The sequence below is a fragment of the Rhizobium sp. AC27/96 genome (assembly GCF_001692325.1).
In the GTDB taxonomy this organism is placed as follows: Bacteria; Pseudomonadota; Alphaproteobacteria; order Rhizobiales; family Rhizobiaceae; genus Rhizobium.
On record NZ_LXKN01000018.1, the window covers coordinates 690,545 to 714,910 of the forward strand.

The window sequence follows — 24,366 nt, forward strand, 5'->3', positions numbered from 1 at the left end:
GCTCGGCTCCGGCAGGGCCGCCTTGTACCACTAGGACATATTCGCTTTGCGCCATTGCGACGGTGAAACGCCATAACGATGGCGGAAGGCGCGGGAAAAATGCGCGCTGGAGGAAAAACCGAGCGCAAAGGCGATCTCGGATATTTCTCCGGCGTAGCCGCCGGCATCCCGCAACCGTGTCGCGGCTTTCTGCACACGCAGATCCCAGATGTAATCGGAAGGCGTCAGGCACTCGGCTTCGAATGCGCGATAGACGTAACGCACCGAGCAGCCCATGCGCCGCGCGATCATGGTAACAGTCAGATCCGGCCGTTCGAGATTGATATCGATGAAATCCGTGATCCGCTGCAGCAGAGTGTAAAGCGGGTTTGCGACCGGTATTGCCTGCTGCAGGTCTGCGCCAATCATGGTGCGCACGAGCTCGATCATGGTCTGGCCAACACTTGCGCGCCTGGCCTCGTCAAGATGATCGATCTCATGAATGGTCGAATCCATCAGCGACAGAAGGATCCGGCACATGCCATCCTTATCGGCATGTGCCGTGAAGGGTTGCGACAATCGCTCCACAGCCGTCGCGGGCAGGCTATGGCGCGGCAATTGCAGCAGCAACTGGCGAACCGGCGTGCTGTTCGTCAGCATGTAGGGACGGCTGGGATCGTAGATGACAAGCGCATTTCGCGAGACGGGCGCATGCAATCCGCCCTGCATGAGCGAAGCACTGCCTTCCGTCTGCACGATCAGTTTGATCGCGTCCGGATCATCCGGTGCTGCCATGACATGATCGCCGAAGACGACGTGTCGGTCCGCCTCCAGTCGCGTCAGCCGGCAAGCGCCCAGCATGGCGGATGTCATGCGGCTCTTTTGTTCGTCCGCAGCGCCGAAATCGAGCCGGACATTACCGAAAAGATTGCGCGCCAACCCCGCGAACTCCCGGCCGCTGGCGCTTTCGACATGCCGATGAAGTGCTACAGCCACGATCGATACCCTCAAGAGGTGAGATAACCGCCATCGACCGGCAGGCAGGCGCCGGTGATATAGCGCGCCGCGTCGGACGACAGGAAGACGATCGCATCGGCGACTTCTTCGGAAGCACCCCAGCGGCCAGCCGGGATGCGTCGGAGGATCGGCGTCGAGGCCCCTTCGTCGGCAAACAGTGCGCGGCTCAAGGGCGTGACGATCCAGCCGGGCGCCACCGCATTCACGCGGATATCGGCTTGTGCATATTCCTGGGCGAGCGATTTTGTGAGCTGCACGATCGCGCCCTTGCTTGCGGCATAGGCCGGACGATCGGCGGCGCCGAAGGTCGAATACATCGAAGCTATGTTGACGATCGCCGATCCCGTCCGCATGTGCGGACGGGCCAGCCGGCAGCAATCCATCACCGATGTCAGATTGATCGCCATCACCTCATCAAATACGCCCTTCTCCCACTCGCCCCGATCGCGGCTAACGCCGGTGCAATTGACGAGAATGTCGACCGCATCGACCGAAGAGAAGAAGGCTTCCAGCGCACCGGGCTTCAACACATCGATCTCGTGATGTTCGATCCGGCTGCTTGCCGGCGCCTTTGAAGCACCGAGCCCGAAACTCAGCACACGGGCGCCGAGATCGGCAAAGCGCTGCGCGGTCGCCGCGCCTATGCCCGATGTACCACCGGCTATGACGATCGTTCGCCCGGCAAAAAGATCAACAAAAAATGTCATGAAGGCTCCCTCGATTCAGCTTGCCAGATAGGCGACGTGAAGAATGTCCGGCTGGGCTTTGAGCGTGGCGGCCGTGCCTGAAAAGACGAGGCGCCCACGCTCCAGAACAAGAGCCTGGTCGGCGAGATCGAGCGCGAGATTGGCGAACTGCTCGATCAGCAAGACACCGATGCCACGGGTGGCCGCAATCTTCAGGGCTTCCGCCAGACGCTTGACGACGGCAGGGGCGAGGCCAAGCGACAGCTCATCGACGATCATGAAATGAGGCTTGGCGACGAAGGCCTGCGCCATCGCCACCATCTGCTTCTGACCGCCGGAAAGATTCGATGCCGATTGGCGTCTTCGTTCGGCGAGTTCTGGAAAGATCTCATAGGCATGTGCGAGACCTTGCCGCCGCACGGCCGCCGATCCCTCGAGAGCCGCAACGAGAATATTATCCTCGACGGAAAGCTGCCCGAGCACGCGATGCCCTTCCGGCACCAGCGCAAGACCGGCCCGGCGGATGCGATCAGGCGGGAACCCTTCGAGCATCGTATCCCCCAGGCGCACCGAGCCGCCACGGGGCAAAACGCCCGCCATCGCCATGACCGTGCTCGACTTGCCGGCGCCGTTGGCACCAAGCAACGTCGTGATCTTGCCGGCCGCTACTGTGAAGGAGATATCATGGATGACGCGCTTGCCGCCGCGCTCGACGGTGAGGCCTTCGACACGGATTTCCGATGTCTCGCTCATGTCAAAACTCCCCCAGATAGGCGCGCCGCACATTGGGATCGGCAAGCACCGAATGCGTCGGGCCGAGCGCCAGCAGCTTGCCGTAATCGAGCACCATGGTTTCGCTGCACATGGAGCGGATCAGATCGACATCATGGTCGATGACCAGAACCTGTGCGCGGAATTCCGCCGGGATACGCAGCACCAGCTCGCGAAATGCCTTGCCTTCTTCTTCCGTGAGGCCCGCTGCCGGTTCATCGAGCAGAATGAGCTTCGGCTCTCCCACGACGCATTTTGCCAGCTCGACAAGACGGCGCTGAAATAGATTGAGGGATTGGCCGAGCCGATCAGCGACATCAGTCAGGCCAACGAAGGCGAGAGCCAGTTCGACGGCTACGGCACGGTGTCCGGCTACGACGACATGGTCCGCGATTGCTGTGATGTTGCCGGCAACCGTCAAGTCTTCGACGACCTGCTCAGTCTGGAATGAACGGCGCAAGCCCGCACGCACGCGCTGCAGCGGCGACATAGAAAGCAACGCTTGCTCACCAAGCGAGACCGTCCCCTGCACCGGCTTGACGAAGCCGGAGAGCACGTTGAGCAGCGTTGTCTTGCCCGCGCCATTCGGGCCGATAAGGCCGGCGACCGGGGCTTTCAGCACGGCGCTGAGCTCATTGATCGGCCTAATACCACCGAACTGCACGACGAGATTGTCGATCTTGATCATCGCCCCTTTCCTCCGGAAAACCTGTTGCCCAGCCAGGCGATGAGAGCCGATATCTGACCGGAAATACCAGTCGGGGCCGTTGCTAGGGCATGGAACAGCGCCATGCCGAAAATGCCGATGGTGACATAGCCGTCGATGCCGAGATCGGTGAGCAGCGCCGGCACGGCGCGTAGCAAAAGGCCGGCGATCAATGCGCCATACCAGTTGAAAACGCCACCGACGATGGCAAGCGCAAAGAGATTGAGGCTGTCGAAGGCACCGAAGGCGCGGCCGTCAAGCTGGCCGACATTGCCGGCCAGCAGCCCCCCGGCAAGACCGGCGAGAAAACCGCTCAGCGCGAAGGCCCAGGCCTTGTACATCAGGACGTTGACGCCGCTTGCGATCGCAACGGTCTCGCCCTTGCGGATCAGCGCCCAGGCCCGGCCGGGACGCGCAAGCTTGTGCCACTGCGCGATCAGCAGACCGATCGCCGCCGCTGCGCAGACATAGAGGAAATAGGCCACTTCGCTATCGGCTATGACAGGCCTTGCCAGCATCTCGCGACCGACACCATCGGCTCGCCCGAGGAAACCCGGGCCGCCATCGGGAAAGCCCCAAGCGCTGATGATGATCTGGAAGGCGCCTGCGAGCATCAACGTCACGAGCGCCAGATAGAGGCCGCGCAGACGCAGTGCGGGTAAGCCGAATGCCAATCCCACGACCGAAGCGACGATACCGCCGGCGAGCAGGCTGACTTCGAAGGGTGGATGAAAGGCATGGCCGACCCGAAGGGTTACCCAGCCGCCGACACCGACGAGCGCAAATTGGCAAAGCGACACCAGACCCAGCTGACCGTAGAGAATGGCAAGCCCGGCGATCGAGAGCGACAGAGCGACGGCTGACGTTGCGGCCGAGAGCCAGAAGGAATTGGCAAGCAAGGCGACGATGATCGAGAAGATCGCCATCGTCACCGGAACATGCAGAAGCTGCTTGGGCAGACGCACCATCGAGAGGCCTTCGGCGTTGGAGGCGATTGTTTGATCCTGAACGGTCATCGGTCTTTCAACGCGGCTCTCGCCGTGCCTCCGAGGATGGTGACGGCAACAAGCGCGATGACGAAAGGTGCGGCGGCGCGATAGGGCGATATCCAGGCAATCGGCGTCAGCACGGCTTCGGCGATACCGATCAATATGCCGGCCACAGCCGTCTCCCAAAGCGAGCGCAACTGGCCAAGGATCGCCGCGGCAATCGCAGGGATGACCAAGAGCGTCAGAAATGTTCCCTGCAGACGCACGAGATCGGCGAGCAGCAGGCCGGCAAGCCCCGAAAAAATACCTGTCATGATCCAGGCGGCGGTTTCCGTGTAGAGGATGCGCACGCCGAGGACTGCGCTGAGATCGCGATCATTGGCAAGCGCCCGCATATCGAGCCCAAGCCGTGTGCGGTTCAGCAGCAGCGTGATGACGACGACCATGAGAATGGCCAGGATAATGGCGATGATGCGCGTGAAGGTGAGGCGCACCGCAAAGATGGAGACGAACATCTGGTCGGTCGGGAACTGCAGCCGGCGCGGCAGCTCGCCCCATATGACACCCATGATCGCGATCAGGATCAGCGCAGGTGCAAGAGTACCGACGGCACGCACGACGACATCACGATGCGACAGCATGGGTGCGAAGACCCGGCCATAGAGAAAGCTGATCGCCGTCGAGACCGCGACGGCTGCAAGGATGGCAACGGCGAGCGGCATCTTCCACTCAAGCAATTGCCAGGCGCAATGTGCACCGATTGCGCCGAAAGCACCGAAGGCGAAATTGAGAACGCCGGTCGCTCGAAACAGAACGACGAGACCGACGCCGGACAGCGCGTAGACTGCGCCGATCCCGAGTCCGGAAATGACGAAGGGTAGAAGGTTCATGGATCGATCCTCTACGGCGCAGCGCGTCCTTCAGACGCGCAAGGGACGCCGTAATATTTTAGATCAACGCATCGAGCCTTCCGAAAATCGATCCCGATTTTCGGGCCGATGCGTGTGGTCGTTCGGTTCCGCGGCCTCTAAGCCGCGAAACCGATGGCAAACGTCTGGGCTCAGTTGATGCCCGCCGATTTTTCGAAGGCGCGGATATCCTTCAGTTCCGGATCCGGCGACGGTGCGCAGTCGGAGACGACCTTCCACTTTCCACCCTCGCTGACGGCCATGCGCGTCGTCGAGTTGGCGTTGTGACGCGTCTGACCATCGCCGAAGTACCAGGGCGTGCAGAAGATATCGCTCTTGAAGTCCTTGATCCCACGCACGGCAGCGGAAGCCGTCTCGCGGTTGATCTTGGCCGGATCGAGCGTCATCAGCGCTTTTTCGGCAATGCGCGCAGCCAGATAGCCGGCCTGGGCGAAGGTGTCGCGCGGGTCGGACTTCTGGCCGTACTGATCCATCACCGCGAGCCAGTTCTGATTGTCCGGGGTCTGCGCATTTAGGTCGTTGAATTCCATGTTGACATAGAATTTGTCATCCCAGCCCGAGCCGATGGTCGAGGGAACCGAGAGATCATAGGCCGAGGCAGCACTCAGGAAGGTGATCGACTGGTTGAGCCCCTGTTCTTCGGCGGCCGTCAGCAGCGGCACGGCGACACCCTTGGACAGACCGAGGACGATGACGTCGGGCTTGCTCGCCGCCGCCTGCAGGATGATGGACGTGGCATCGGCAGAGCCGGGGTCCATCAGGATCGTCTGCGCGGCAAAGCCCTTTTCCTTGGCAAGCAACATCACACCGTCGCAGGACCATGTGCCGACATTCGGAATATTCGGGCTGATGCAGACGACCGACTTGGCGTTGAGCTTGTCGAGCGCATAGCCCATCGCACCCAGCATGGAGACGCGTGGCCCAGCATTCGTCGGGGCGATATTGTCGGCGAAGAAGCATTCGCGCGGCACGCCGACACCGGCCAGCACCAGGATGCCTGTCTTCTTGTAGAGCTCGGCATTGGCGCCGCATTCGACATAGCTGGAATTGCCGACCATCAGCACGGCTTTCTCGTCATTGACGAGCTTGGCGGCCAGCTGCGCGGCGATTTCCGGGTTCCACTGGTCGTCCTCGACCAGATATTTGACTGGCCGACCCTTGATGCCGCCATTGGCATTGAGGCAATCGAAATAGGCCTTTGCCGCCTTGGTCGAATTCGAGAAGTCGTCAGGACCGGTCTTGCCGGTGATGGCGCCGATGATGATCGGCTCGCCGGTTGCCGGCTTGCCGCTATTGTCGCCGCAGGATGCGGCCGCGTTTGCGCTGAACGCCGAAACGAGCGTCAGGAAAAGGCCGATTGCCAGCCCTCTGAGATTGATAGGCATAGTCTCCTCCAGTTTGTTGTCCCGCTCCCCACGGGATCTTTGCTTCGATGATCTCCGGCTCAGCCGGAAATCGCCTTTCCAGTCATGAAGGCAGCGGCTTTTGCCGCAATCATCATCGTTGGCGCGTTGGTATTGCCGGATACCAGCGTCGGCATGACGGAGGCGTCGCAGATGCGCAGCCCCTCGATCCCCCGCACTTTCAAATCCGGTCCGACGACCGCCATGCGATCGTCAGCGCGACCCATGCGGGCCGTTCCTGCCGGATGGAACACGGTCTTGCAGGATTGGCGGATGTAATCGCGCAAAGCTTCGGGATCTTTCTCAACACCCGGCTTCGGCAGCACCCGGCGCTTGACCAGCTTGGCAAGCGCCGGCGCATCGAGAATACGGATCGCCGTCTCGACGCCGCGCACCAAGGTCTCGATATCGGCCGGATCGGACAACAGGTTGGCGTTGAAATCCGTCTGCTCTGCCGGATTGGCGCTCTTGAGCCGTATCCAGCCGCGCGACCTCGGCCGCAGATAGCATGGGCCGATGCTGAGCCCATGGCCAGGTTCCGGTTCGCGATCGACGAAGCCGATCAGGCACGGCAGGACGTGGAACTGTACATCGGGTTGCCCCGTGCCCGAGGTGTCGACAAAGCCGCCGCACTCGACGACGTTGGACGTTAGCAGGCCGCGATGCGAGGTCAGATAGCGCAGCATATGGCCGGCCGCCCGCAGCCCCTTGTCATGTCCGAGGATCGAGATCGGCTCGCGCGTCTCGCCCTGCACCGGCACTTCCAGATGGTCCTGATAATTGCTGCCGACCCCCGGCAGGTCGGCGACGACCTTGATGCCGAGCGAGGCGAGATGCTCGCCATCGCCAATACCGGAAAGCTGCAGGATCTTCGGCGTGGCGATGGCACCGGCGGTCAGCGCAATCTCGCGGGATGCCTTGAATATCGTGCCGTCGAGCAGCTCGACACCAACGGCTTTCTGTCCCTCGAACAGGATACGTGCGACCTTGCGCTCCGTCAGCACGGTCAGGTTCGGCCGCTTCTCCGCCTCGCGCAGGAAGGCCTGCGCCGAACTCCAGCGACGGCCGCCATAGGTCGTGCTCTGATAGAAGCCGACCCCTGCCTGATTCTCGCCGTTGAAATCGTCATTATGGGGAATGCCGATTTCAGTCGCCGCCTTGATGAAGGCCTCGCTCAATGGATGGCGGTGACGAGGGTCGGAGACGCGCAGCCCGCCCTTTTTGCCGTGGAAATGGCCGTTCAGCCGCTCGTTATTCTCAAGCGAGCGGAAGGCCGGCAGCACGTCATCATAGGACCAGCCCTGGCAGCCCATTTGCGACCAGGTGTCGTAATCGTTGCGATGGCCGCGAACGTAGATCATCGCATTGACCGAGCTGCCGCCGCCCAAAACATTGCCCTGCGGCACGATGCTCGGCCGCCCGTTCAAGCCCTTGTCAGGGTTCGAGGCATAGGGATGGATGTCGATCCCCTTGCCCAGCACCTTGAAAAAGGTCGCGGGGATATGAATCCAGGGATCGGCATCCCGGCGACCGGACTCGATCAGCAAGACCTTATGCGCCGGGTTTTCGGAAAGCCGGTTCGCCAACACGCAACCCGAGGAGCCGCCACCGACGATGATATAGTCGTAACTCGTCATGGTCAGCTCAACACCGTCTGGATCGTCGTGAATTCCTTCAGTCCTTCGGCGCCGAACTCGACGCCGATACCGGACTGCTTCACCCCACCGAAAGGCGCATTAGGTTGGATAGTGCCGTGCTTGTTGATCCAGACGGAACCGCATTCGAGCTGCATCGCATAATGCTTGGCCTTCTCGACATCGGCGGACCAGACCGAGCCGCCAAGACCTGCCGGGTTCTGATTGGCGCGCGCAATCACCTCATCGATATCGCTGTAGCGGATGATCGGCAGGGCGGGACCGAACTGTTCCTCATCGACCAGACGCACGCCATGGTCGACATCGGCAACAAGCGTAATCGGGTAGAAATAACCAGGCCGATCCATCGGTGCTCCGCCGGTCAGGATACGGCCGCCATGGGCGCGCGCATCGTCGACAAGTTCCTGCACCTTGTTGAACTGCATCTCGTTCTGCACCGGGCCAAGGATGCTTGCGTCATCCAAACCATCGCCGACGACGATCTTGGCGGCGTAGTCGGCAAGGCCCTGGCAAACCTCTTCATAAATGCTGTCGTGCACATAGAGACGTTTCAGCGCCGCGCAGGTCTGGCCGTTGTTGATGAAGGCACCCCAGAACAGGCCTTCGACGATCGCCTTCGGATCGACATCGGGCAGAACGATGCCCGCATCGTTGCCGCCAAGTTCCAGTGTCAAGCGCTTCAAGGTCGCGACTGCGGAGGCCATGACCTTCTTGCCGGTTTCCGTCGAACCGGTGAAGGTCATCTTGGCGATGCCCGGATGGGCCGACAGGGCAGCGCCGATGCTGTTTTCGCCAGTGATAACGTTGACGACGCCCGCTGGCAGAACCTCGTTCATGATCTCGACAAGGCGGATGGTCGAAAGCGGCGTCAAAGGAGATGGCTTGATGACGACGGTGTTTCCGGCGCGCACTGCTGGTACGATATGCCAGCAGGCGATCATGACAGGCCAATTCCACGGCGTGATCGAGCCGACGACGCCGACAGGCTTGCGGTGCAACTCGACCCGGCCTTCACTATCGTCCTGCAGGATTTCGACGGGCAGATCGAGTTCGGCGGTATGGCGCGTCCAGGCGAGCGCGGCGCCGATCTCGAAACGGGAGCCAAGGCCGTTGAGCGGCTTGCCCTGCTCCCGCGTCAGAATCTGGGCTAGTTCCTCGGCATATTCATTGATCTTTTCGGCCATGGCACGGCAAGCGCTGGCGCGCTCCTCGTTCGAAACCTGCGACCAGGTCTTGAAGGCCTTGGCGGCAGCGGCGACCGCTTGATCGAGGTCTGCTTCCGAGCCGAGCGGCATATAGCCGACAGTGTCACCATTCGACGGATTTGCAACCGGTGCATGATGGGACGTGGCGACAGGCTCGCCGCCGATAAGCAGGGTATACTGCTTCACGATATTCTCCTCCCGTGACTTATGGGAGGACTATGACTTTTGCCGGAAGACCCGTCTTGGGGAGAAACGCGCCTCGTCTTGGACTGGAGCGCAGACTGCGCGTCAGCCTGCTTTATGTGCCGGCTCGGTGGGGCGAAGCAGCTCGCTCGGTGCGCAATCGAACAGCTCCTTGAAGCTGCGATTGAAATAGGAGATGTCGTTGAAACCGGCCGAATAGGCGACTTCGGCGATGGTCGTCGGATTGCGTTGCTCTTTAAGCTGCTCGATCTTCTCGCGTGCCAAGCGCAGGCGCTTGTCGCGAATGACGGTCGTGCAGGTCATGCCCATGCCCTGAAAATCCTGCTGCAGAGTGCGGATCGACACACCCAGCCGCGTCGCCAGCCACTTGGCATTGAGATCGGTATCCGTCAGATGCCTGTCGATCAGGATATCGACCATCTGCATGCGCTTGCTCGCGCTGTCGTGCAGTGAATTCAGACTTGCCGTCTGCATGCCGGTCGACAGAAACGCCTGGCGCGTCGTATCGAACATCAGCTGACGAAGGAATGGCGAGGCCGCTTCGCTGTCCGGCGTCGTCATCATCTTGGCGATCAGCGCCCGCAGCATCATCGCCATCGGATCGCTGGCGACAAGCTTGCGCGCCACATCGAAATCCATCCTGCTATCGGAATACATCAGCTGACGCGGCAGATGCAGCGACAGATGGTTGGAGAAGTGGCCCCGGAAATAGAAGGTGGTCGGGCGCGTGGAGTCCACGAGAATGCATTCGCCGACATCAAGAATGTTCTGCTGGCCGGAATGTTCGACCCCGCAGACGCCCTCGAGCTGAAGGATCAGGAACAGGTGCTCATTGGCATCGCGGCGGATGTCGTCCCAATCGCGGTGAACATAATCGAGATCGTTGGAGACATGGGCAAACTCCATGCCACACACGTCGATGCGACTGGCGGTCCCGATCACGCTATCGCCGCGTTTCACCGTATGAGGATTGAAATTTCCGCAAATACCTTGGAGATCGTCCACCCATTGATCATAGGGTGTCGGCGACCAGGTTCGATCCACGAGGCTGCGGTTCTGCAATAGATCCAACTCTGCCTCCCAACAGTGTCAGCACTGCCGAAGACTGCTACAGATCCCCTCGTCCGTCAATTAAATATTTAACACATTAATTAAATTGAAATGCGACCTTACTCATCACCGACCGAGCCGTTATCCAGCTTCAGCGCCGCCAATTCCTCCAGCATGTCGAGAAGCTGGTCCACGCGTTCCGCACCAAAGCGAACACCGATGTCGGCATAGACCTTCAGGCTCTCCGGCATGACGTCTTCGACGATCGCCTCTCCCGCCGGCGTGATCTGCAAAAGCACCCTTCTGCCATCCGCCTCATCCTTGTGCTTGGTGATGAAGCCGCGCTCCTCAAGCGACCGGATCATCCGCGTCAGGCTTGGAGCCAGAATGGATGCCTTGTCGGCCAGTTCCGTTGCATCGAGCTGACCGGCCTCGGAGAGCACACGAATGACCCGCCATTGCTGTTCGGTGACATCATGCGCGACCAGGATCGGCCGGAAATGGCTCATAACCGCCTCGCGGGCACGCAAGAGCCCTATTGCCAGGGAACGGCGGCGATCGCGCAGCGGCCGTTTGGACTTTGTCTTATCGGCATCGAATCCCGATGGCTGCCTGGCGTCGCTATCTATTTTATCTGGCATGTTTCGCATGTTCGCTGAGATCACTCTTCTCATTGATTAACATGAGAATCATACAGTGCAAGACGATCACAAAATCTCAAACAAGCGCCCACAGCAAAGGCATGGCCCTGTGCCCACTTTCCAGTCATAGTTTTATGGTGTTTGCACGATGCGACCGCTGCCCCGGATCTGCGAACGACGCAGCACCGGATGCCCGAACAACTCGACATTGCCGCTCCCGGAAATCGACACGTCAGCATCCGCCTGCGCGGTCATCTGTGCGTCGCCGCTGCCGCGAATATCGATCTGCACGGACTTGGCTGTGAGTTCCTGGAGACGCGCCGCGCCCGAACCTGAGATGTCGAGGCCGACAGTATCGGCAGCTCCGCTCGCAGCCACACTGCCGCTACCCTTGATGCTCACCCGCAACTGCGGCTGATTGATCTGCGACAGAGTAAGGTCACCACTGCCGAGCAGTTTCCAATTCGATATTACCGGTCCCGAGAGGCTGACATCGACCCGGGCTTCACCCCAGCCCGGATCGCAGTCCAGGCTTAGTCTGCCACCTGCGATCCGCACGTGATCGAGAAGGGCCGGATCGCCGGTCACCACGGCTTCTGCCTTGTCTCCCGGCTGATATCGAACGGAGGCCGGCAGATCGACCACCATAGTGTCGGTCGCGGTAAATGGCAGCGTCACCTGCTCGCGTGTTGGTGCCGTGGGTTCGCAGGAGGATCGCATTGTGCCCCACAAATGCATGGCGTCGACCCGATCGCGCCCGGAAAGCCCGATACCCAGCGATAGGAGAACAACTGCGCCGATCGTTCCGGCTATTGCGACGAGTGCTAACCTTCCAATCATTGTCCTGCTCCTTCAACGCAGCGTGACGAAAGCTTCAAGCCCGCTCATGTTCGGGTTGAGCCAAGCGGAAATGCAGGCGGGCGTAGTGGCCGAGCATGCGGGTGCCCGCGCCCAGAGCCATGAGCAGCAAGGCGCCGCCGCCGATGAGGCAGCTTACGAGCCCGGCGCCGATGAGCAGGCGCGCCAATATCCCGATGATAGGTCCGCCGATGTGAAACAGCAGGGTTGTCAGGATGATCTTCAAACCGACCACACCGATCACGACAAGCCCGATCGCAACGCCTAAGGTGACAAACATCGTGACGATCAGCAGCGGCAGCAAAAAGAGAATGTCGACGATGGCAAGGCCCCCCAGTGCCATCATGGCGGCTAGGAGGTTCGACACGCTCCAATGCGCCTCGAAGCGACGCAGCCCGGCATCGGCGCGCAACTCCCTGGCAATTCTGGCCGGATCGCCCAATGCCGCCGCAACATCGGCTTCGCTGCGTCCCGAAGCCTCGGATTCCGCAAAATGGCCGGCATAGTCGGCGACGATATCCTCGATCTCCTGAGGCGGCAGGCCGGCAAGCCCCAGTCTCAGCGTGCGCAAGAAGGCGTCCCTGGTCATGGCAAATCCTCAAGAAGTTTATCGACAGCGTCAGCAAAGGAACGCCAGTCACGGCGATGAGCTTCAAAAACCGTCTGGCCGAGCGGCGTGAGCCGGTAATATTTACGCGGCGGTCCGTTGGCAGACTCGACGATGCGCGTTGCCACCAGACCGTCATTCTGCATCCGCCGCATCAGCGGGTATATCGTACCTTCCCCCATGCCGACTGCCGCGACCAGGGTGCTGGCGATCTCATAACCATAGCTTTCGCCCCGCGACAGCACGGCCAGGACGCACAGATCGAGGGCGCCTTTACGCAGTTGAACTTGGATCGAGTCGGTCATGAAAGCCTCGGGTTTACAAAATACATATAACAAGCTATCTGTTTATGCAAGGTACTGGCTATTCAGGGGCGGAGCCACATCATCCAGTCGGGACAATGATGGCTCAAGGCTTCCTCGTGATGCATGCGCACCGCCCGCTTTCGGGCCCCCACCTCTCAATAAAGGAGCTGTTGCAATGACCCGCCTTGGCTTCATTCTTGCCGCTTCCCTGTCCCTCGCGACCTCGATGGCACATGCCGCCGGCTTCCAACTGATCGAGGTGGCGGGCGAAGGCTCCCTTCCGGCGATCAAGGGAGGTGTCTGGTATCCGTGCGCCCGGCCGGTCGGCGACATCAAGGTCGGCCCCTTCACCATGGCCGCGACAAAGGATTGCCCGGTCAAAGGAGAGAAGCTGCCGCTTGTCATCATCTCGCATGGCAGAGGCGGCACGTTCATCGGTCACCATGACACGGCGGAGACACCGGCGAATGCAGGCTTTGTCGTCGTCGCCATCAGTCACCCCGGTGACAACGCCCTGGACAAGAGCCGCATCGACTATCCCTCGGTCTTCGTCGAGCGGCCAGCCGACATCAAGCGGACACTCGACTTCATGCTCGGCTCATGGCCGGATGCGGCCAAGATCGATGCCGCGCACGTTGGATTTTTCGGCTTTTCGCGTGGCGGATATACCGGCCTCGTCGCCATCGGTGCCAACCCGCATTTCGGCAAGCGCCTGAGAGCGTGCGAGGGTAACGACAGTGCACTTTGCGATCAGATCCACAAAGGCACGCTTCCGGAACTGACCCATGATCCACGCATCAAGGCCGCTGTGATTGCCGACCCACTCAGTGTCTTTTTCACGCCGGATAGCTTCAACGCGGTGAAGGTGCCCGTGCAGCTCTGGGGGTCGGAACGCGGCGGCGATGGCGTGACGCCGGAAAGTGTCGTGGCGATAGCCAGTCAGCTACCGGAAAAGCCCGAATTTCACGCCGTGCCCAACTCGCAGCATTTCGACTTCCTGCCTCCCTGCCCTGACGAACTGGCAAAGACCGCATCGGTCATCTGCGCAGACCCACCGAATTTCGACCGGGTAGCATTTCATCGGGAATTGAATGCCGCGACACTTGCCTTCTTCCGCAAACATCTGGTGGATGAAAAACAGCCCTGACGGAGAAGGCAGCCACACAGTTGAAACCCCGCCGCGAATCCGATCAGATTGACGCATGGCGAAAACGATACGGATAGCCGCGGCGCTGCTATTGCGCCCCGACGGAGATACGCTGCTTGTGCGCAAGCGCGGCACCACGGCCTTCATGCAGCCGGGTGGCAAGATCGAGCCGCAGGAAGCACTCGAACAGGCTCTCGCCAGAGAGCTTTTCGAGGAGTTGGGGCTCGCCGTGGAAACGGAAGCTCTGACATTCCTCGGCAAGTTCCAGGCACCAGCAGCCAATGAGCCTGACCATATCGTCGTTGCGGATGTCTTCCGGCTTGAGGTCGGCGATATCGAGATCAGGGCGACGGCGGAGATCGAGGAAATCCGCTGGGTCTCTCCCCTCCGTCCCGGCAATTTGCCAATGGCGCCGCTGACCGAGCACCATATCCTGCCGTTCCATCGGCAATGAGGCAACCCGCATCGGAACAGGCTGTGTCGGCTAACGCCGCCGGAAGACGATGAGGGAATTCATCGAAAAATTGGCGATGAAGGCAATTCCGATCCCGATGATTTTTGCAAGGACCGGCCAGAGTCCATAGGCGGAGAGATAAAACGTGATCGACACGTTGATCGACAGGCCGATAAGGGCCGCGGCCAGGAAGGACAGAGCGCGTGTCGCCGAGCGCCAGTTCGCCGCGAAGACGAAGATCGATGACGCGATGTAATTGAAGAGGCAGGCAACGACAAAGCCTATTGTCGCGGCCGCGAGCACTCCGAACTGGAGGCTGTTGAAGTAGGAAAACACCGACACGTCGATTATGGCGGCAAACCCGCCGGTTATGAGATAGCGCGCAAAGGTCGACCGGATTTCAGCCGAAAACAGGGATTGCTTCATCAGGCGGGAAATCATCGGCGGGCCTAGAACTCGATATTTGCGATGCAGACTGTCCTTCGAAATTATGCACGCCACTTGTGCAAGAAATCTTTAAGCGCACTCACAGCGATGCGCTGCAAGCGACGTGTCGATCCTGGAATGGCGGAGATATGCCCCTATCGGGCCTCGCAGACAGTCCGCCAGCCACGGGACAGCTTGCGGCTGGTCCTCCACTACCACTTGGCCAATGGTGAAAGCACCGAAATTCGTCCCGGCAAAACTATTCGCTATCTTTTCCACACCGGAAAGCCGCGTACTGCTTGCATGGTCCACAATACAAAAATTTGAGCCTAATATATTCCATCGTAATATAAATAATTCCGTATTATCGATGCTGCGCATTTATTGAGGAATCGATTTCGCCATCATAAAAACATTTTGTGTACTAAGTTTTTTATTTTATCGCGAGCAGCATTAGTTATAATGACGCGCAGATAGTATAGGGCGTTGGAAAATGGAAAAAGAGCATACCGCAGACAATAAAATCTTTGTTGAACTCACCAGCATGATTGTTTCTGCATATATTGCACACAATGTGACTGCGCCGGAAGATTTGCCCAGGCTCATTCTCGAGACTCACGCGGCATTAACAGGATCGTTTACCCCCGCCATGTCGGAATCGGAAAAGACCCTGAAGCCAGCCGTCCCGATCAAGAAATCCATCACCGAAGAATATCTGATCTGTTTGGAAGATGGCGGGAAATTCAAGTCGCTGAAACGGCATCTGAACACGAAATACGGGCTTTCGCCTGACGAATATCGGAAGAAATGGGGATTGCCTGCGGATTATCCGATGGTTGCGGCATCCTATGCCGCCACAAGGTCGACGCTGGCCAAGAAGGCCTTGCTGGGCCACTCGAAACCTGCCCAGAGCCCGGACGAGGCTCCGGCGCGGCGGCGGCGAAAAGCCGGCTGAAATTCGGCCGGCTTTATCTCAGCAACTCCCGACGCTGGGACCAGTGCCATTAACACCGATTGAGCGGCGCCTTGCCGGCGTCGCTCCGCCTCCCGGCGGCGCGTCTGGGGCAGTTCCTTCGATGATGGCCGACCGAAACTATGGCGTTTCGACCGTCTTGGCATTGACCGAAATCGCGCGCCCGGCAAACCAGCCGCTAATGGCGGCACCCAGGCCGAGCAGGACGAACAGAACCGAGCTCCAGGCAAAGCTGCCCGTCCAGCCATGGATCATCCCGACGACGAGCGGGCCGATTGCGGCCAGCAGATAACCGACAAACTGCGCCATACCGGAAAGATGCGCGGCAACATGCGCGTCAGGCGAGCGTAGCACGATGACTGTTAGCGCTACCGCGATCAATCCTCCCTGTCCTATGCCTTGCAGCACGGCCCAGAACCACACGGTCCAAAGCGGCGCGAAGAGAAGGCCCAGCAAGGCCACGACGGCAATCACGCAAAGACTGACATTGATGGCGCGCTGATCCCGACCCTTGACGGCTATATGAGGTGCCACCAGGCAGGAAGCTGCCTGCACCATGACCGAGACCGATACGATCGCACCCGCCGTCACGCCGTCGAGCCCGCGCTCGCGCAGAATCGGAACGAGCCAGCCGAAGATGCAGTAGGCGAGCGCCGATTGCAGCCCCATGAACAGCGTCACCTGCCAGGCGATCGGATCGGTCCAGAGCCCGGTGACGCGAAAACCGCTGCGGCGGGTCTGGCTGCGCGTCCCGATGACCTGCGGCAGCCATAAAAGCCCGACCACCAGGGCCGGCAGCGCCCAGGCAGCGAGCGCGCCGCCAAGCGATCCACCAAGGGCATGCTCGATCGGCAAGGTCAGTCCGGCCGCACTCGCCGCGCCGGCACATAGCGCCATCGTATAGCAACCCGTCATCAGCGCCGCCTTGTCCGGGAAATCGCGCTTGACGACCCCAGGCAGGAGCACATTGCCAACGGCGATGCAGGCGCCGGCTATCGCGGTTCCCAGGAACAGCATGGAAATCGAGGAAAAGCCGCGCAGCGCCGTTCCGAGCGCAAGCAGAAGGATCAGGCCCAGCAAGACGCGCTCGGTTCCCACACGCTGTGCAAGCCTCGGTGCGAACGGCGAAAACAATCCCATGCAGACAACGGGCAGCGTCGTCAGGATGCTGGCGCCGAAGGAGGACAGATCGAGCCCGGTTCTGATCTCAGGCAAAAGCGCCGACGCGCTCGAAAAGACCGGCCTGAGATTGAAAGCGATCAGCACCAGGCTTGCGCCTAGAACAAACCGGCCAATGGGCGATTTGCCCCTGTGCGGCTGTGGCGGGGGCAGCTCATCGGCTTCGGCATCGATCAAATCGAGCGAGGAGGCATTCTGCGAAGGCATGGTCATGACATCAGCAACCGATCAAGAGCAGCGATAACGGGAGCCATGAAGCGGCGCACGGCAAAACCGGTCGCTTCCTGATCACCGGATTCAATGGCATCGACGATCGCGACATGCGCCTGCATATCCGGCTCCGGAATATCCGCGCCAAGCGTCGCCTCGATGGTGTCGGCAATCGATAGAGAGAAGAACTCGTAGATCTCCACCATCGCTCTGTTCTGCGAAGCGGCGATGACAGCCTTGTGGAAGGCAAGGTCGCGTTCGATGAAGGCGGCCTTGCCTCCCCCCTCGTAATTTCCGCGCGCAACGAGCAACGCTCGTAACTGGGATATCACCTCTGGCGTACGACGCAGTGCGGCGAGCCGTGCCGCCTCGATCTCAAGGGCCAGCCGGGTTTCGAACTGATCTCTCAAGCCGGCGCGGCGGGCCATGTCGAGGGGACGCCCGAAATCCGCTGTCGAGCGCACATAGGTGCCAGACCCCTGGCGTGTCTCCAGATAGCCTTGCGAGGCCAGGACCCGTACGGCTTCGCGGATCGTGCCGCGACTGACCGACAGCATCGAGGAGAGTGAGGCTTCATTGGGGAGCTTCTCACCAACAAGCCAGCGTCGAGCGAGGATTTCGCTGCGAATGGCCTCCACGGCAGTATCCGCAAGGGTGGTTTTGGTCAGGGCGCGCATGGCTCAACCTTGTCAAGTCATCAGATGACTTTATGATTAGTTGAAAGGTGCGCCTCCGTCAACACGTGTTCGCGCCCATGCCGGATCGCCGGACGAGGATCGTATTTCTCTACCTGTGCCGTCTGACGCCAGCGCAGTAGAGCAGAATGGCAAGGCCCGGTGGTCGGACGAAGGGCCTTTAACAGGTTTGGGATGATCCGAAAGCCGCCCAATGCGAAATATTAAACTACCGGCCGGCGGCGCTTATCGGATGACGCCGCGCCTCGCCATGACGGCCAGACCGATAACCGCCACCAGTGAGAACGCCGCGGGAATGTAGAAGACATTGGGAAGGCCGAGATAGGCAACACCGACGCCTCCGATCCCGCCGCCAAGCGCACTCGCCAGCGCCGACGAGCTCATGAAAATTGCCGAAGCGGTTGCCACGGCATTCGGAAGAAGTCGTTGGGCAACGATCAGGCCGAGAACCATGTACAAGCCCCAGACACCGCCCATCAGAACCTGTCCGGCAAACATGCCGATGGCGCTTGGCCACATGGCAAAACACAAATTGGCGACGACGCCGAATGCTGCCGCGATGCACATGAGCCAGAGCGTTCCGATCCGTCGCGCGAGCATGACGCTGAAGGGCATCAGAAGCAGTTCGATCAAGGGCTGCGTTCCGATGACGGCACCCCGGACGCCCGGGTCGATCCCGAGGTGCTCCTCCATGTAAAGCAGAAGGAAGCCATACTTGATCGGCTCACCGGCATAGACGAGAACGTAAAGGCCGGTAAACGCCAACAGAGGCAGCATCTCGGACCAGCGCGTCGAGCTACCCATGCCAGTTGCTTGGCTTGCTCGCGGCCTGGGATTGGCCGAGACGCGCAAGGTTCCGAGCGGGATGATCTGCGCCAGAAAACAGATCGACGTTGCCCAGAACATGGCACGCAGGCTCGTTTCCGCGGCAACCCAGGTGCCGAGAAACGGGCCGACCACCCAGCCTGCCGTCAATGCTATCCGAACGATCGCCACCACGCTCTCGTTTGCTCCCGACGTGTTTCTGCTCAGATCGTCATGGATGGCGGTAAAGAGCTGAGATGTGGCCGACCCGGAAAAGCCGAGCACGACGGCACCGATGACGAAGGGTATCCAGGGCGCGTTGGAAACCGCAAATCCGGCCCACCCAAGAGCCCCGGCCATAGCACACAGCCGGAAGAGACCGAGGCGATGACCGGTCCTGTCGGAGTAATTGCCGACCAGATAACCGGCGACCGGTGCTGCAAGGCCCGTGAGATAGTAGAGCCCCGCAACCGGCAGGGATGTTCCGAGTTCCTTTACGAGGAACACGACGATTTGCGGCAATGAAGCCGAGACCCCCACCCCCGAAAGAAACAGAGCAAGCGTCGCGCCGCGATATAGCGGCGAGGCCCATACCTGTTGAAGCGCCGTGGCCTTGCTGGAGGCCGCCAGGAATTGTGTGTCCATAAGCTCATCGCCCGTCATAATCGGTTGCCGAAATGTCAGCTCCGGCTAAACGCCACACGATTATCCCGATCGATTGCAGCCAAACCGCTGTTTGCTGCCGATGGAAATCACGCCTTCATCCGGGGTGCCGCATACCCTTCCGCCAAAGCAGATCGGGACGCAAACGGTTGCATCGCGCTTTGCCCCATCCAGCACGGATTGTCCACATCATTCATCACACCAATGGCATCAACCGGGCATGGCCCGTGAATAAGCGGCCAGGATGAAGCGCTCCGCCTGATACAAATACTTCTCCAGCGCCTCGGCCGCCGTCGACGTCGCACCCTCCTCGAGATGAGCGAGGATGGTGGCGTTTTGCCCTACATAGGGAGCATGCAGATATTCCGGATCTCGTATCAAGCCGAAGACAAGACGCAGTTCCAGCGATATCTGCGCATAGAATGCGGAGAGCCGGGGGCTATCAGCAAGCTCGACAATGGCAGCATGAAAGGCAATATCCGCGCTGCCGACGCTGAGCCATTCGCCCGCATCACGATGCCGGATCGCGGCATCGATGGCCGCCCGCATCTTGCCGACGCTCGGATGGCGATGATGCGCGCCGGCAAGTGCGGAGCACTCGATCAGCCGGCGAATATGGAAGATGTCTATGATCGTCGATATGCTCGGCGTGGTGACGAAAACGCCGCGATTGGCCTCGTGGCGCAGCACACCCTCCGTCGTCAGCAGCCGAAAGACCTCCCGCAGCGTATTGCGCGAAATCTGCAATTCCTCACACAGAGCCGCCTCGGAGAGATGGCTGCCCGGCGACAGGGTTCCGCTGATCACGCGCTCCCTAATCCGCGCCGCCGTCAGTTCCGTTACCGTCTGACCCGTTTCCGCAGCAGCCGCAGTCGGCTCGATACTCGCAAGATTTGTCTGCTTCATTTGCTCCCCTGGCGCTTGCGATAAATCGGACTGCGGGTACCTGCTCAACATCTCTATCCTCCGCCAAGCTACGCATCGCCACAAAGGCTCACAAGCAATCGGATTTCTGATCACAGATATTGGATTGGCTCCTCAACGGCGCCGGTCCGTTGGACGATTTCTCGCAAGTTCCTCCCATTATTTGACACGCACCGCTAAAATTGTTCAACAATGTAGACCAGATTGTTGTTTGATGCTATCTCGTGTTTCAAGAAATATAATGGGAACGCGGATACAGATGACCATCAGCCGTCTGATTTGGAGGAGAATATCGCTTGATTTTCCAGGATCGAATGATTGCAGGCATCAACGCACTAGTATCCAATCCTAGCGGTGATCTCGGCGAGGCAACAGCGAAAATGCAAACACAGGTCACGCGCATCGATCCGCAGAACTCCGGAAGCTCCAGGGCCTGCATTCCCAATACCGAGGTGAGCGCATGACGATGGCGACGGACGCAAGCCGGCAGCTTTTGTCGGTCAAGGACTTGACGGTCCGGTTCGGCGAAAACCGCGTGGTGGAAGGCCTTTCGCTTTCCGTGGCACCCGGTCGGACGCTCGCAGTCGTCGGCGAATCCGGCTCCGGCAAATCGGTGACATCGCTTTCGATCATGCGGCTTGCCGATATGATGGGCGCACGCTTCGAGAGCGGCAGTATCTCCTTCAACGGCAAGGATCTGCTCAAGCTCTCGCAGAAGGAAGTCCGCTCCATTCGCGGCAAGGAGATCGCCATGATCTTCCAGGAGCCGATGACCTCGCTGAACCCTGTCTTCACCATCGGCGATCAGATCTGCGAAGTCCTTCTGCTGCACGAAAATGTCAGCAAATCCGCTGCCATGGCCGAAGCGCAGCGCCTTCTCGAAATGGTGCGCCTGCCGGATGCCGAAGCGCTGTTGAAGCGTTATCCGCATCAGCTTTCCGGCGGCATGCGCCAGCGCGTGATGATTGCCATGGCGCTCGCCTGCCGCCCCAAGCTTTTAATCGCCGATGAGCCGACAACGGCGCTCGACGTCACCATCCAGGCGCAGATCCTCAATATCATGCGGGACCTGCAGAAAGATCTCGGCATGGGCATGATTTTCATCACCCATGACATGGGCGTCGTCGCCGAAATGGCCGACGACGTGGTGGTCATGTGGAAAGGCAAGAAGGTCGAGGAAGGCCCGGTTCGCGAGATATTCGCCAATCCGCAGCATCCCTACACCCGCACATTGCTTGCAGCCGTGCCAAAGCTCGGCAGCATGACAGGAGAGGACTTTCCCAAGCGCCTGCCGCTGACTGTCCTTGAGGATGGCGAACCGAAAATCGTCGGCGAGGAACGGGTTCAAAACACCGCCCGCTATGATCAACCGCCGCTTCTGTCCGTGCGCGATCTCTTCGTGCGCTTCGATATAAGAAAAAATATCCTTGGTCAGGTTACGCATCGCTGCAGTGCCGTCCAGAAGGTCGGTTTCGACATTCATCCGGGCGAAACTCTCGCCCTGGTCGGCGAGTCCGGCTCCGGCAAATCGACCATCGGCCGCACGATCCAGCAATTACAGAAGGCTCGCTCCGGCGAAATCTCCTTCAACGGCAAAAGCTTCGCCGCGATGTCGGCGCTGGAACGTTTCCGCTTGCGCAGGGACGTGCAATATATTTTCCAGGATCCCTTTGCCTCGCTCGACCCGCGCAAGACCGTCGGCTTCTCGATCGCGGAACCGATCAACACGCATGGCATCATCTCCGGATCGAAAGAGATACGCCGCCGGGTGGACGAGTTGCTGGAGCGTGTCGGCCTCTCCTCCGCCTATGCGGATCGCTATCCGCACGAATTCTCCGGTGGCCAGCGCCAGCGCGTCTGCATCGCTCGCGCGCTCGCCTCCGACCCCAAGCTCATCATCGCCGACGAGGCGCTTTCGGCGCTGGACGTCTCGATCCAGGCGCAGATCATCAATCTGTTCATGGATTTGCAGGCCGAGCGCGGCCTCGCCTACCTGTTCATCAGCCATGACATGGCTGTGGTGGAAAAGATCAGCCACCGCGTCGCCGTGCTCTATCTCGGGCAAATCATGGAAATGGGCAGCCGCAGGCAGGTCTTCGAAACGCCGATGCATGATTACACCCGCCGCCTGCTATCCGCCGTGCCGGTCGCCGATCCGACGGTCGAGCGCAAGACCGCGCTGATCGAGGGGGAGATTCCAAATCCCGTGCGTCGCGTCGGCGACGAGCCGCCAATCCTCGCGCGCGAGGAAATCAATTCGGGCCACTTTATCGCAAGAAGCGCCTGAACAGTTTGAGCCACAGCAACGATCTGAAGAGGAAACAGATTCAATGAAAAAAATGAAATGGGGACTGAAAGCCGCCCTGACGGCGCTTGCCTTGTCGAGCGTTGCCATCAACGCCGCGCCGGCACTCGCAGCCGGCAAACTGACGGTTTCGTCATCGCAAGATCCCGGCAGCTGGGACCCGATTGACACGTTTCTTGTCGCATGGGCTGCCGTATCGACCAATATCTTCGACGGCCTGACCTATCGCGGTCCCGACCTCAAGCTGGTGCCGGGCCTTGCCGAATCCTGGGAAGAGCTGGATCAGGGCAAGCGCATCCGCTTCAAGCTGCGCCACAATGTCAAATTCCATGACGGCGAGCCTTTCAATGCCGACGCGGTGAAATTCACCTTCGATCGCCTGCTCGGCGAGCAGGGCGCCAAGGGGCCACAGCGCTCCAACTACACCGCGATCGACAGCGTCGAGGTCATCGACGATTACACGGTCGACATGAAGCTGAAGACGCCTGATCCGGTGCTGCTGACCAAGCTTGCCGGCTATGGCGCCATGATCGTTCCGCCGAAATACATCAAGGAAAAGGGCGAGGACTTTTTCAATCTCAACCCGGTCGGCACCGGCGCCTTTAAGTTCGTCTCCTATTCGCCGAAGGTGAACATCAAACTCGAAGCCAATCCTGATTACTGGGGCGGCGCGCCGAAGATTTCCGAGCTCGAATATCGCTTCATCAGCGAGCCGGCGACAGCTGTTGCCGAGCTTCAGGCCGGCCGCGTCGATCTCGTCATCCCGCCGACCATTCCGATCGGCATGCTTCCAGTCATCCAGGGCGACTCCAAGCTGGAAATTGCCAGCGTTCCCGGCCCAACCGTGGACTCGCTGCGCTTCAACACCCGCGATGGCATAACGGCCGATCCGCGTGTGCGCAAAGCCATCATCATGGCCGTCGATCGCGACACAATCGTCAAATCGATCCTCGCAGGCCAGGGAACCGAGATCGTCAGCTTCCAGAACTCCCTGTCCTTCGGCTACGACCCGGACTTGAAGCCAATCCCCTTTGATCCCGCAGGTGCCAAGAAGCTGCTGACCGAGGCAGGCGTTAAGCCTGGCGCCCCCATCCAGATCGACATTCGCGGCAATGACGCGACCATGAACGAAGTGGCGCAGGTCGTAGCAAGCTATCTGCAGATGGTCGGCCTCACCGCTACCATCAAGCCCTATGAGACCAATGTTTTGCTCAACGACATCATCCCGCAGGGCAAGACCGGCGCGATGTTCCAGCAGAAATGGGGTGGCTGGACCTTCGATTACGACAACACGGCCTATTCGATGTACCACTCCGGCGAAAAGTGGAATCCTTATGAAAAGGACACGACGCTGGACAAACTGCTGGAATCCCAGCGTCCGCTCACCGATCGCGCCGCGCGCGAAAAGATCCTCAAGGACATCGGCAAGTATGTCGCCGACAAGGCGCTCGAACTGCCGCTCTACAACTCCAATGCGATCTACGGCGTCAGCAAGCGGGTGAAGGGCTTCGTGCCTGCACCGGATACCCGCATCAAGCTGAACGAAGTCACCGTCGAGTAGTCGTCAAACGTGACGCCGCC

Annotated in this window: 24 protein-coding genes; 5 read left to right on the forward strand and 19 right to left on the reverse strand. The window is 60.0% G+C overall.

The features are described 5' to 3' along the window. Positions 1 to 30: 30 nt before the first annotated feature. From A6U86_RS16830 to A6U86_RS16895, 14 genes are all read right to left on the reverse strand, one after another. The gene (locus A6U86_RS16830; protein ID WP_068393381.1) at positions 31 to 975 is read right to left on the reverse strand and encodes a helix-turn-helix domain-containing protein; all 945 of its coding nucleotides are present in this window, start codon (positions 973 to 975) and stop codon (positions 31 to 33) included. 11 nt (positions 976 to 986) lie between these two features. Further along, entirely contained in the window at positions 987 to 1,703 is a 717-nt protein-coding gene (locus A6U86_RS16835) for an SDR family NAD(P)-dependent oxidoreductase (RefSeq protein ID WP_068393383.1), read from the reverse strand. A gap of 15 nt (positions 1,704 to 1,718) precedes the next feature. Next, complete coding sequence (locus A6U86_RS16840) at positions 1,719 to 2,435, reverse strand: ABC transporter ATP-binding protein (protein ID WP_068393386.1); 717 nt, start codon at positions 2,433 to 2,435, stop codon at positions 1,719 to 1,721. Position 2,436: 1 nt separating this feature from the next. After that, positions 2,437 to 3,141 carry an ABC transporter ATP-binding protein gene (locus A6U86_RS16845; protein WP_068393388.1) on the reverse strand — a complete coding sequence of 235 codons (705 nt, stop codon included), beginning with the start codon at positions 3,139 to 3,141 and terminating at the stop codon, positions 2,437 to 2,439. After that, a complete protein-coding gene (locus A6U86_RS16850) occupies positions 3,138 to 4,175 on the reverse strand; it encodes a branched-chain amino acid ABC transporter permease (RefSeq protein ID WP_068393392.1) in 1,038 nt (345 codons plus the stop codon). The genes A6U86_RS16845 and A6U86_RS16850 overlap by 4 nt, the downstream gene beginning before the upstream one ends. Then, positions 4,172 to 5,038, reverse strand: coding sequence for a branched-chain amino acid ABC transporter permease (locus tag A6U86_RS16855; RefSeq protein WP_068393395.1), 867 nt, complete (start codon positions 5,036 to 5,038; stop codon positions 4,172 to 4,174). Before A6U86_RS16855 ends, A6U86_RS16850 begins: the two co-directional genes overlap by 4 nt. A 170-nt stretch (positions 5,039 to 5,208) precedes the next feature. Beyond that, positions 5,209 to 6,462, reverse strand: coding sequence for an ABC transporter substrate-binding protein (locus A6U86_RS16860; protein ID WP_068393398.1), 1,254 nt, complete (start codon positions 6,460 to 6,462; stop codon positions 5,209 to 5,211). A 59-nt stretch (positions 6,463 to 6,521) separates the two neighbouring features. After that, complete coding sequence (locus tag A6U86_RS16865; protein ID WP_068393401.1) at positions 6,522 to 8,117, reverse strand: GMC family oxidoreductase; 1,596 nt, start codon at positions 8,115 to 8,117, stop codon at positions 6,522 to 6,524. Positions 8,118 to 8,119: 2 nt separating this feature from the next. Further along, positions 8,120 to 9,526 (reverse strand): aldehyde dehydrogenase family protein, encoded by a 1,407-nt coding sequence (locus tag A6U86_RS16870; protein WP_068393404.1) that lies wholly within the window; start codon positions 9,524 to 9,526, stop codon positions 8,120 to 8,122. A 102-nt stretch (positions 9,527 to 9,628) separates the two neighbouring features. Continuing rightward, complete coding sequence (locus A6U86_RS16875) at positions 9,629 to 10,615, reverse strand: helix-turn-helix domain-containing protein (RefSeq protein ID WP_068393407.1); 987 nt, start codon at positions 10,613 to 10,615, stop codon at positions 9,629 to 9,631. Positions 10,616 to 10,713: 98 nt separating this feature from the next. Further along, on the reverse strand, positions 10,714 to 11,235 hold the full coding sequence (gene hpaR, locus A6U86_RS16880; protein WP_068393411.1) for a homoprotocatechuate degradation operon regulator HpaR: 522 nt from the start codon (positions 11,233 to 11,235) through the stop codon (positions 10,714 to 10,716). 132 nt (positions 11,236 to 11,367) lie between these two features. Continuing rightward, positions 11,368 to 12,075, reverse strand: a complete 708-nt coding sequence (locus A6U86_RS16885) for a DUF2807 domain-containing protein (RefSeq protein ID WP_068393414.1) — start codon at positions 12,073 to 12,075, stop codon at positions 11,368 to 11,370. Positions 12,076 to 12,109: 34 nt separating this feature from the next. Continuing rightward, on the reverse strand, positions 12,110 to 12,682 hold the full coding sequence (locus A6U86_RS16890; RefSeq protein ID WP_068393416.1) for a DUF1700 domain-containing protein: 573 nt from the start codon (positions 12,680 to 12,682) through the stop codon (positions 12,110 to 12,112). Then, positions 12,679 to 13,005 carry a PadR family transcriptional regulator gene (locus A6U86_RS16895; protein WP_068393419.1) on the reverse strand — a complete coding sequence of 109 codons (327 nt, stop codon included), beginning with the start codon at positions 13,003 to 13,005 and terminating at the stop codon, positions 12,679 to 12,681. Before A6U86_RS16895 ends, A6U86_RS16890 begins: the two co-directional genes overlap by 4 nt. A 175-nt stretch (positions 13,006 to 13,180) precedes the next feature. On the opposite strand from A6U86_RS16895, the gene A6U86_RS16900 reads away from it, so the two are divergent. Then, entirely contained in the window at positions 13,181 to 14,152 is a 972-nt protein-coding gene (locus A6U86_RS16900; protein WP_068393422.1) for a dienelactone hydrolase, read from the forward strand. A gap of 55 nt (positions 14,153 to 14,207) precedes the next feature. Next, positions 14,208 to 14,606 (forward strand): NUDIX domain-containing protein, encoded by a 399-nt coding sequence (locus tag A6U86_RS16905; RefSeq protein WP_068393425.1) that lies wholly within the window; start codon positions 14,208 to 14,210, stop codon positions 14,604 to 14,606. A 30-nt stretch (positions 14,607 to 14,636) separates the two neighbouring features. Here the strand turns inward: A6U86_RS16905 and A6U86_RS16910 are convergent, their stop codons facing one another. Continuing rightward, positions 14,637 to 15,032, reverse strand: coding sequence for a GtrA family protein (locus tag A6U86_RS16910; protein ID WP_068394049.1), 396 nt, complete (start codon positions 15,030 to 15,032; stop codon positions 14,637 to 14,639). Between the two features lie 493 nt (positions 15,033 to 15,525). Between A6U86_RS16910 and A6U86_RS16915 the strand changes: the two genes are divergently transcribed. Then, the gene (locus A6U86_RS16915; protein WP_068393428.1) at positions 15,526 to 15,987 is read left to right on the forward strand and encodes a MucR family transcriptional regulator; all 462 of its coding nucleotides are present in this window, start codon (positions 15,526 to 15,528) and stop codon (positions 15,985 to 15,987) included. A 138-nt stretch (positions 15,988 to 16,125) separates the two neighbouring features. Here the strand turns inward: A6U86_RS16915 and A6U86_RS16920 are convergent, their stop codons facing one another. The 4 genes from A6U86_RS16920 to A6U86_RS16935 all read right to left on the reverse strand — a co-directional run bounded on the left by A6U86_RS16920 (position 16,126) and on the right by A6U86_RS16935 (position 20,462). Further along, positions 16,126 to 17,397: an MFS transporter gene (locus A6U86_RS16920; protein WP_068393431.1), complete on the reverse strand. Its 1,272-nt coding sequence runs from the start codon at positions 17,395 to 17,397 to the stop codon at positions 16,126 to 16,128. Further along, a complete protein-coding gene (locus A6U86_RS16925; protein ID WP_068393433.1) occupies positions 17,394 to 18,071 on the reverse strand; it encodes a FadR/GntR family transcriptional regulator in 678 nt (225 codons plus the stop codon). The genes A6U86_RS16920 and A6U86_RS16925 overlap by 4 nt, the downstream gene beginning before the upstream one ends. A gap of 243 nt (positions 18,072 to 18,314) precedes the next feature. Next, entirely contained in the window at positions 18,315 to 19,538 is a 1,224-nt protein-coding gene (locus A6U86_RS16930) for an MFS transporter (RefSeq protein WP_244509958.1), read from the reverse strand. A gap of 228 nt (positions 19,539 to 19,766) precedes the next feature. Continuing rightward, a complete protein-coding gene (locus tag A6U86_RS16935) occupies positions 19,767 to 20,462 on the reverse strand; it encodes a GntR family transcriptional regulator (RefSeq protein ID WP_068393435.1) in 696 nt (231 codons plus the stop codon). 478 nt (positions 20,463 to 20,940) lie between these two features. On the opposite strand from A6U86_RS16935, the gene A6U86_RS16940 reads away from it, so the two are divergent. Together A6U86_RS16940 and A6U86_RS16945 are read left to right on the forward strand one after the other, a co-directional pair. Next, entirely contained in the window at positions 20,941 to 22,767 is a 1,827-nt protein-coding gene (locus A6U86_RS16940) for an ABC transporter ATP-binding protein (RefSeq protein ID WP_068393438.1), read from the forward strand. Positions 22,768 to 22,810: 43 nt separating this feature from the next. Next, positions 22,811 to 24,346 carry an ABC transporter substrate-binding protein gene (locus A6U86_RS16945; protein WP_068393441.1) on the forward strand — a complete coding sequence of 512 codons (1,536 nt, stop codon included), beginning with the start codon at positions 22,811 to 22,813 and terminating at the stop codon, positions 24,344 to 24,346. Positions 24,347 to 24,366: the final 20 nt, after the last annotated feature.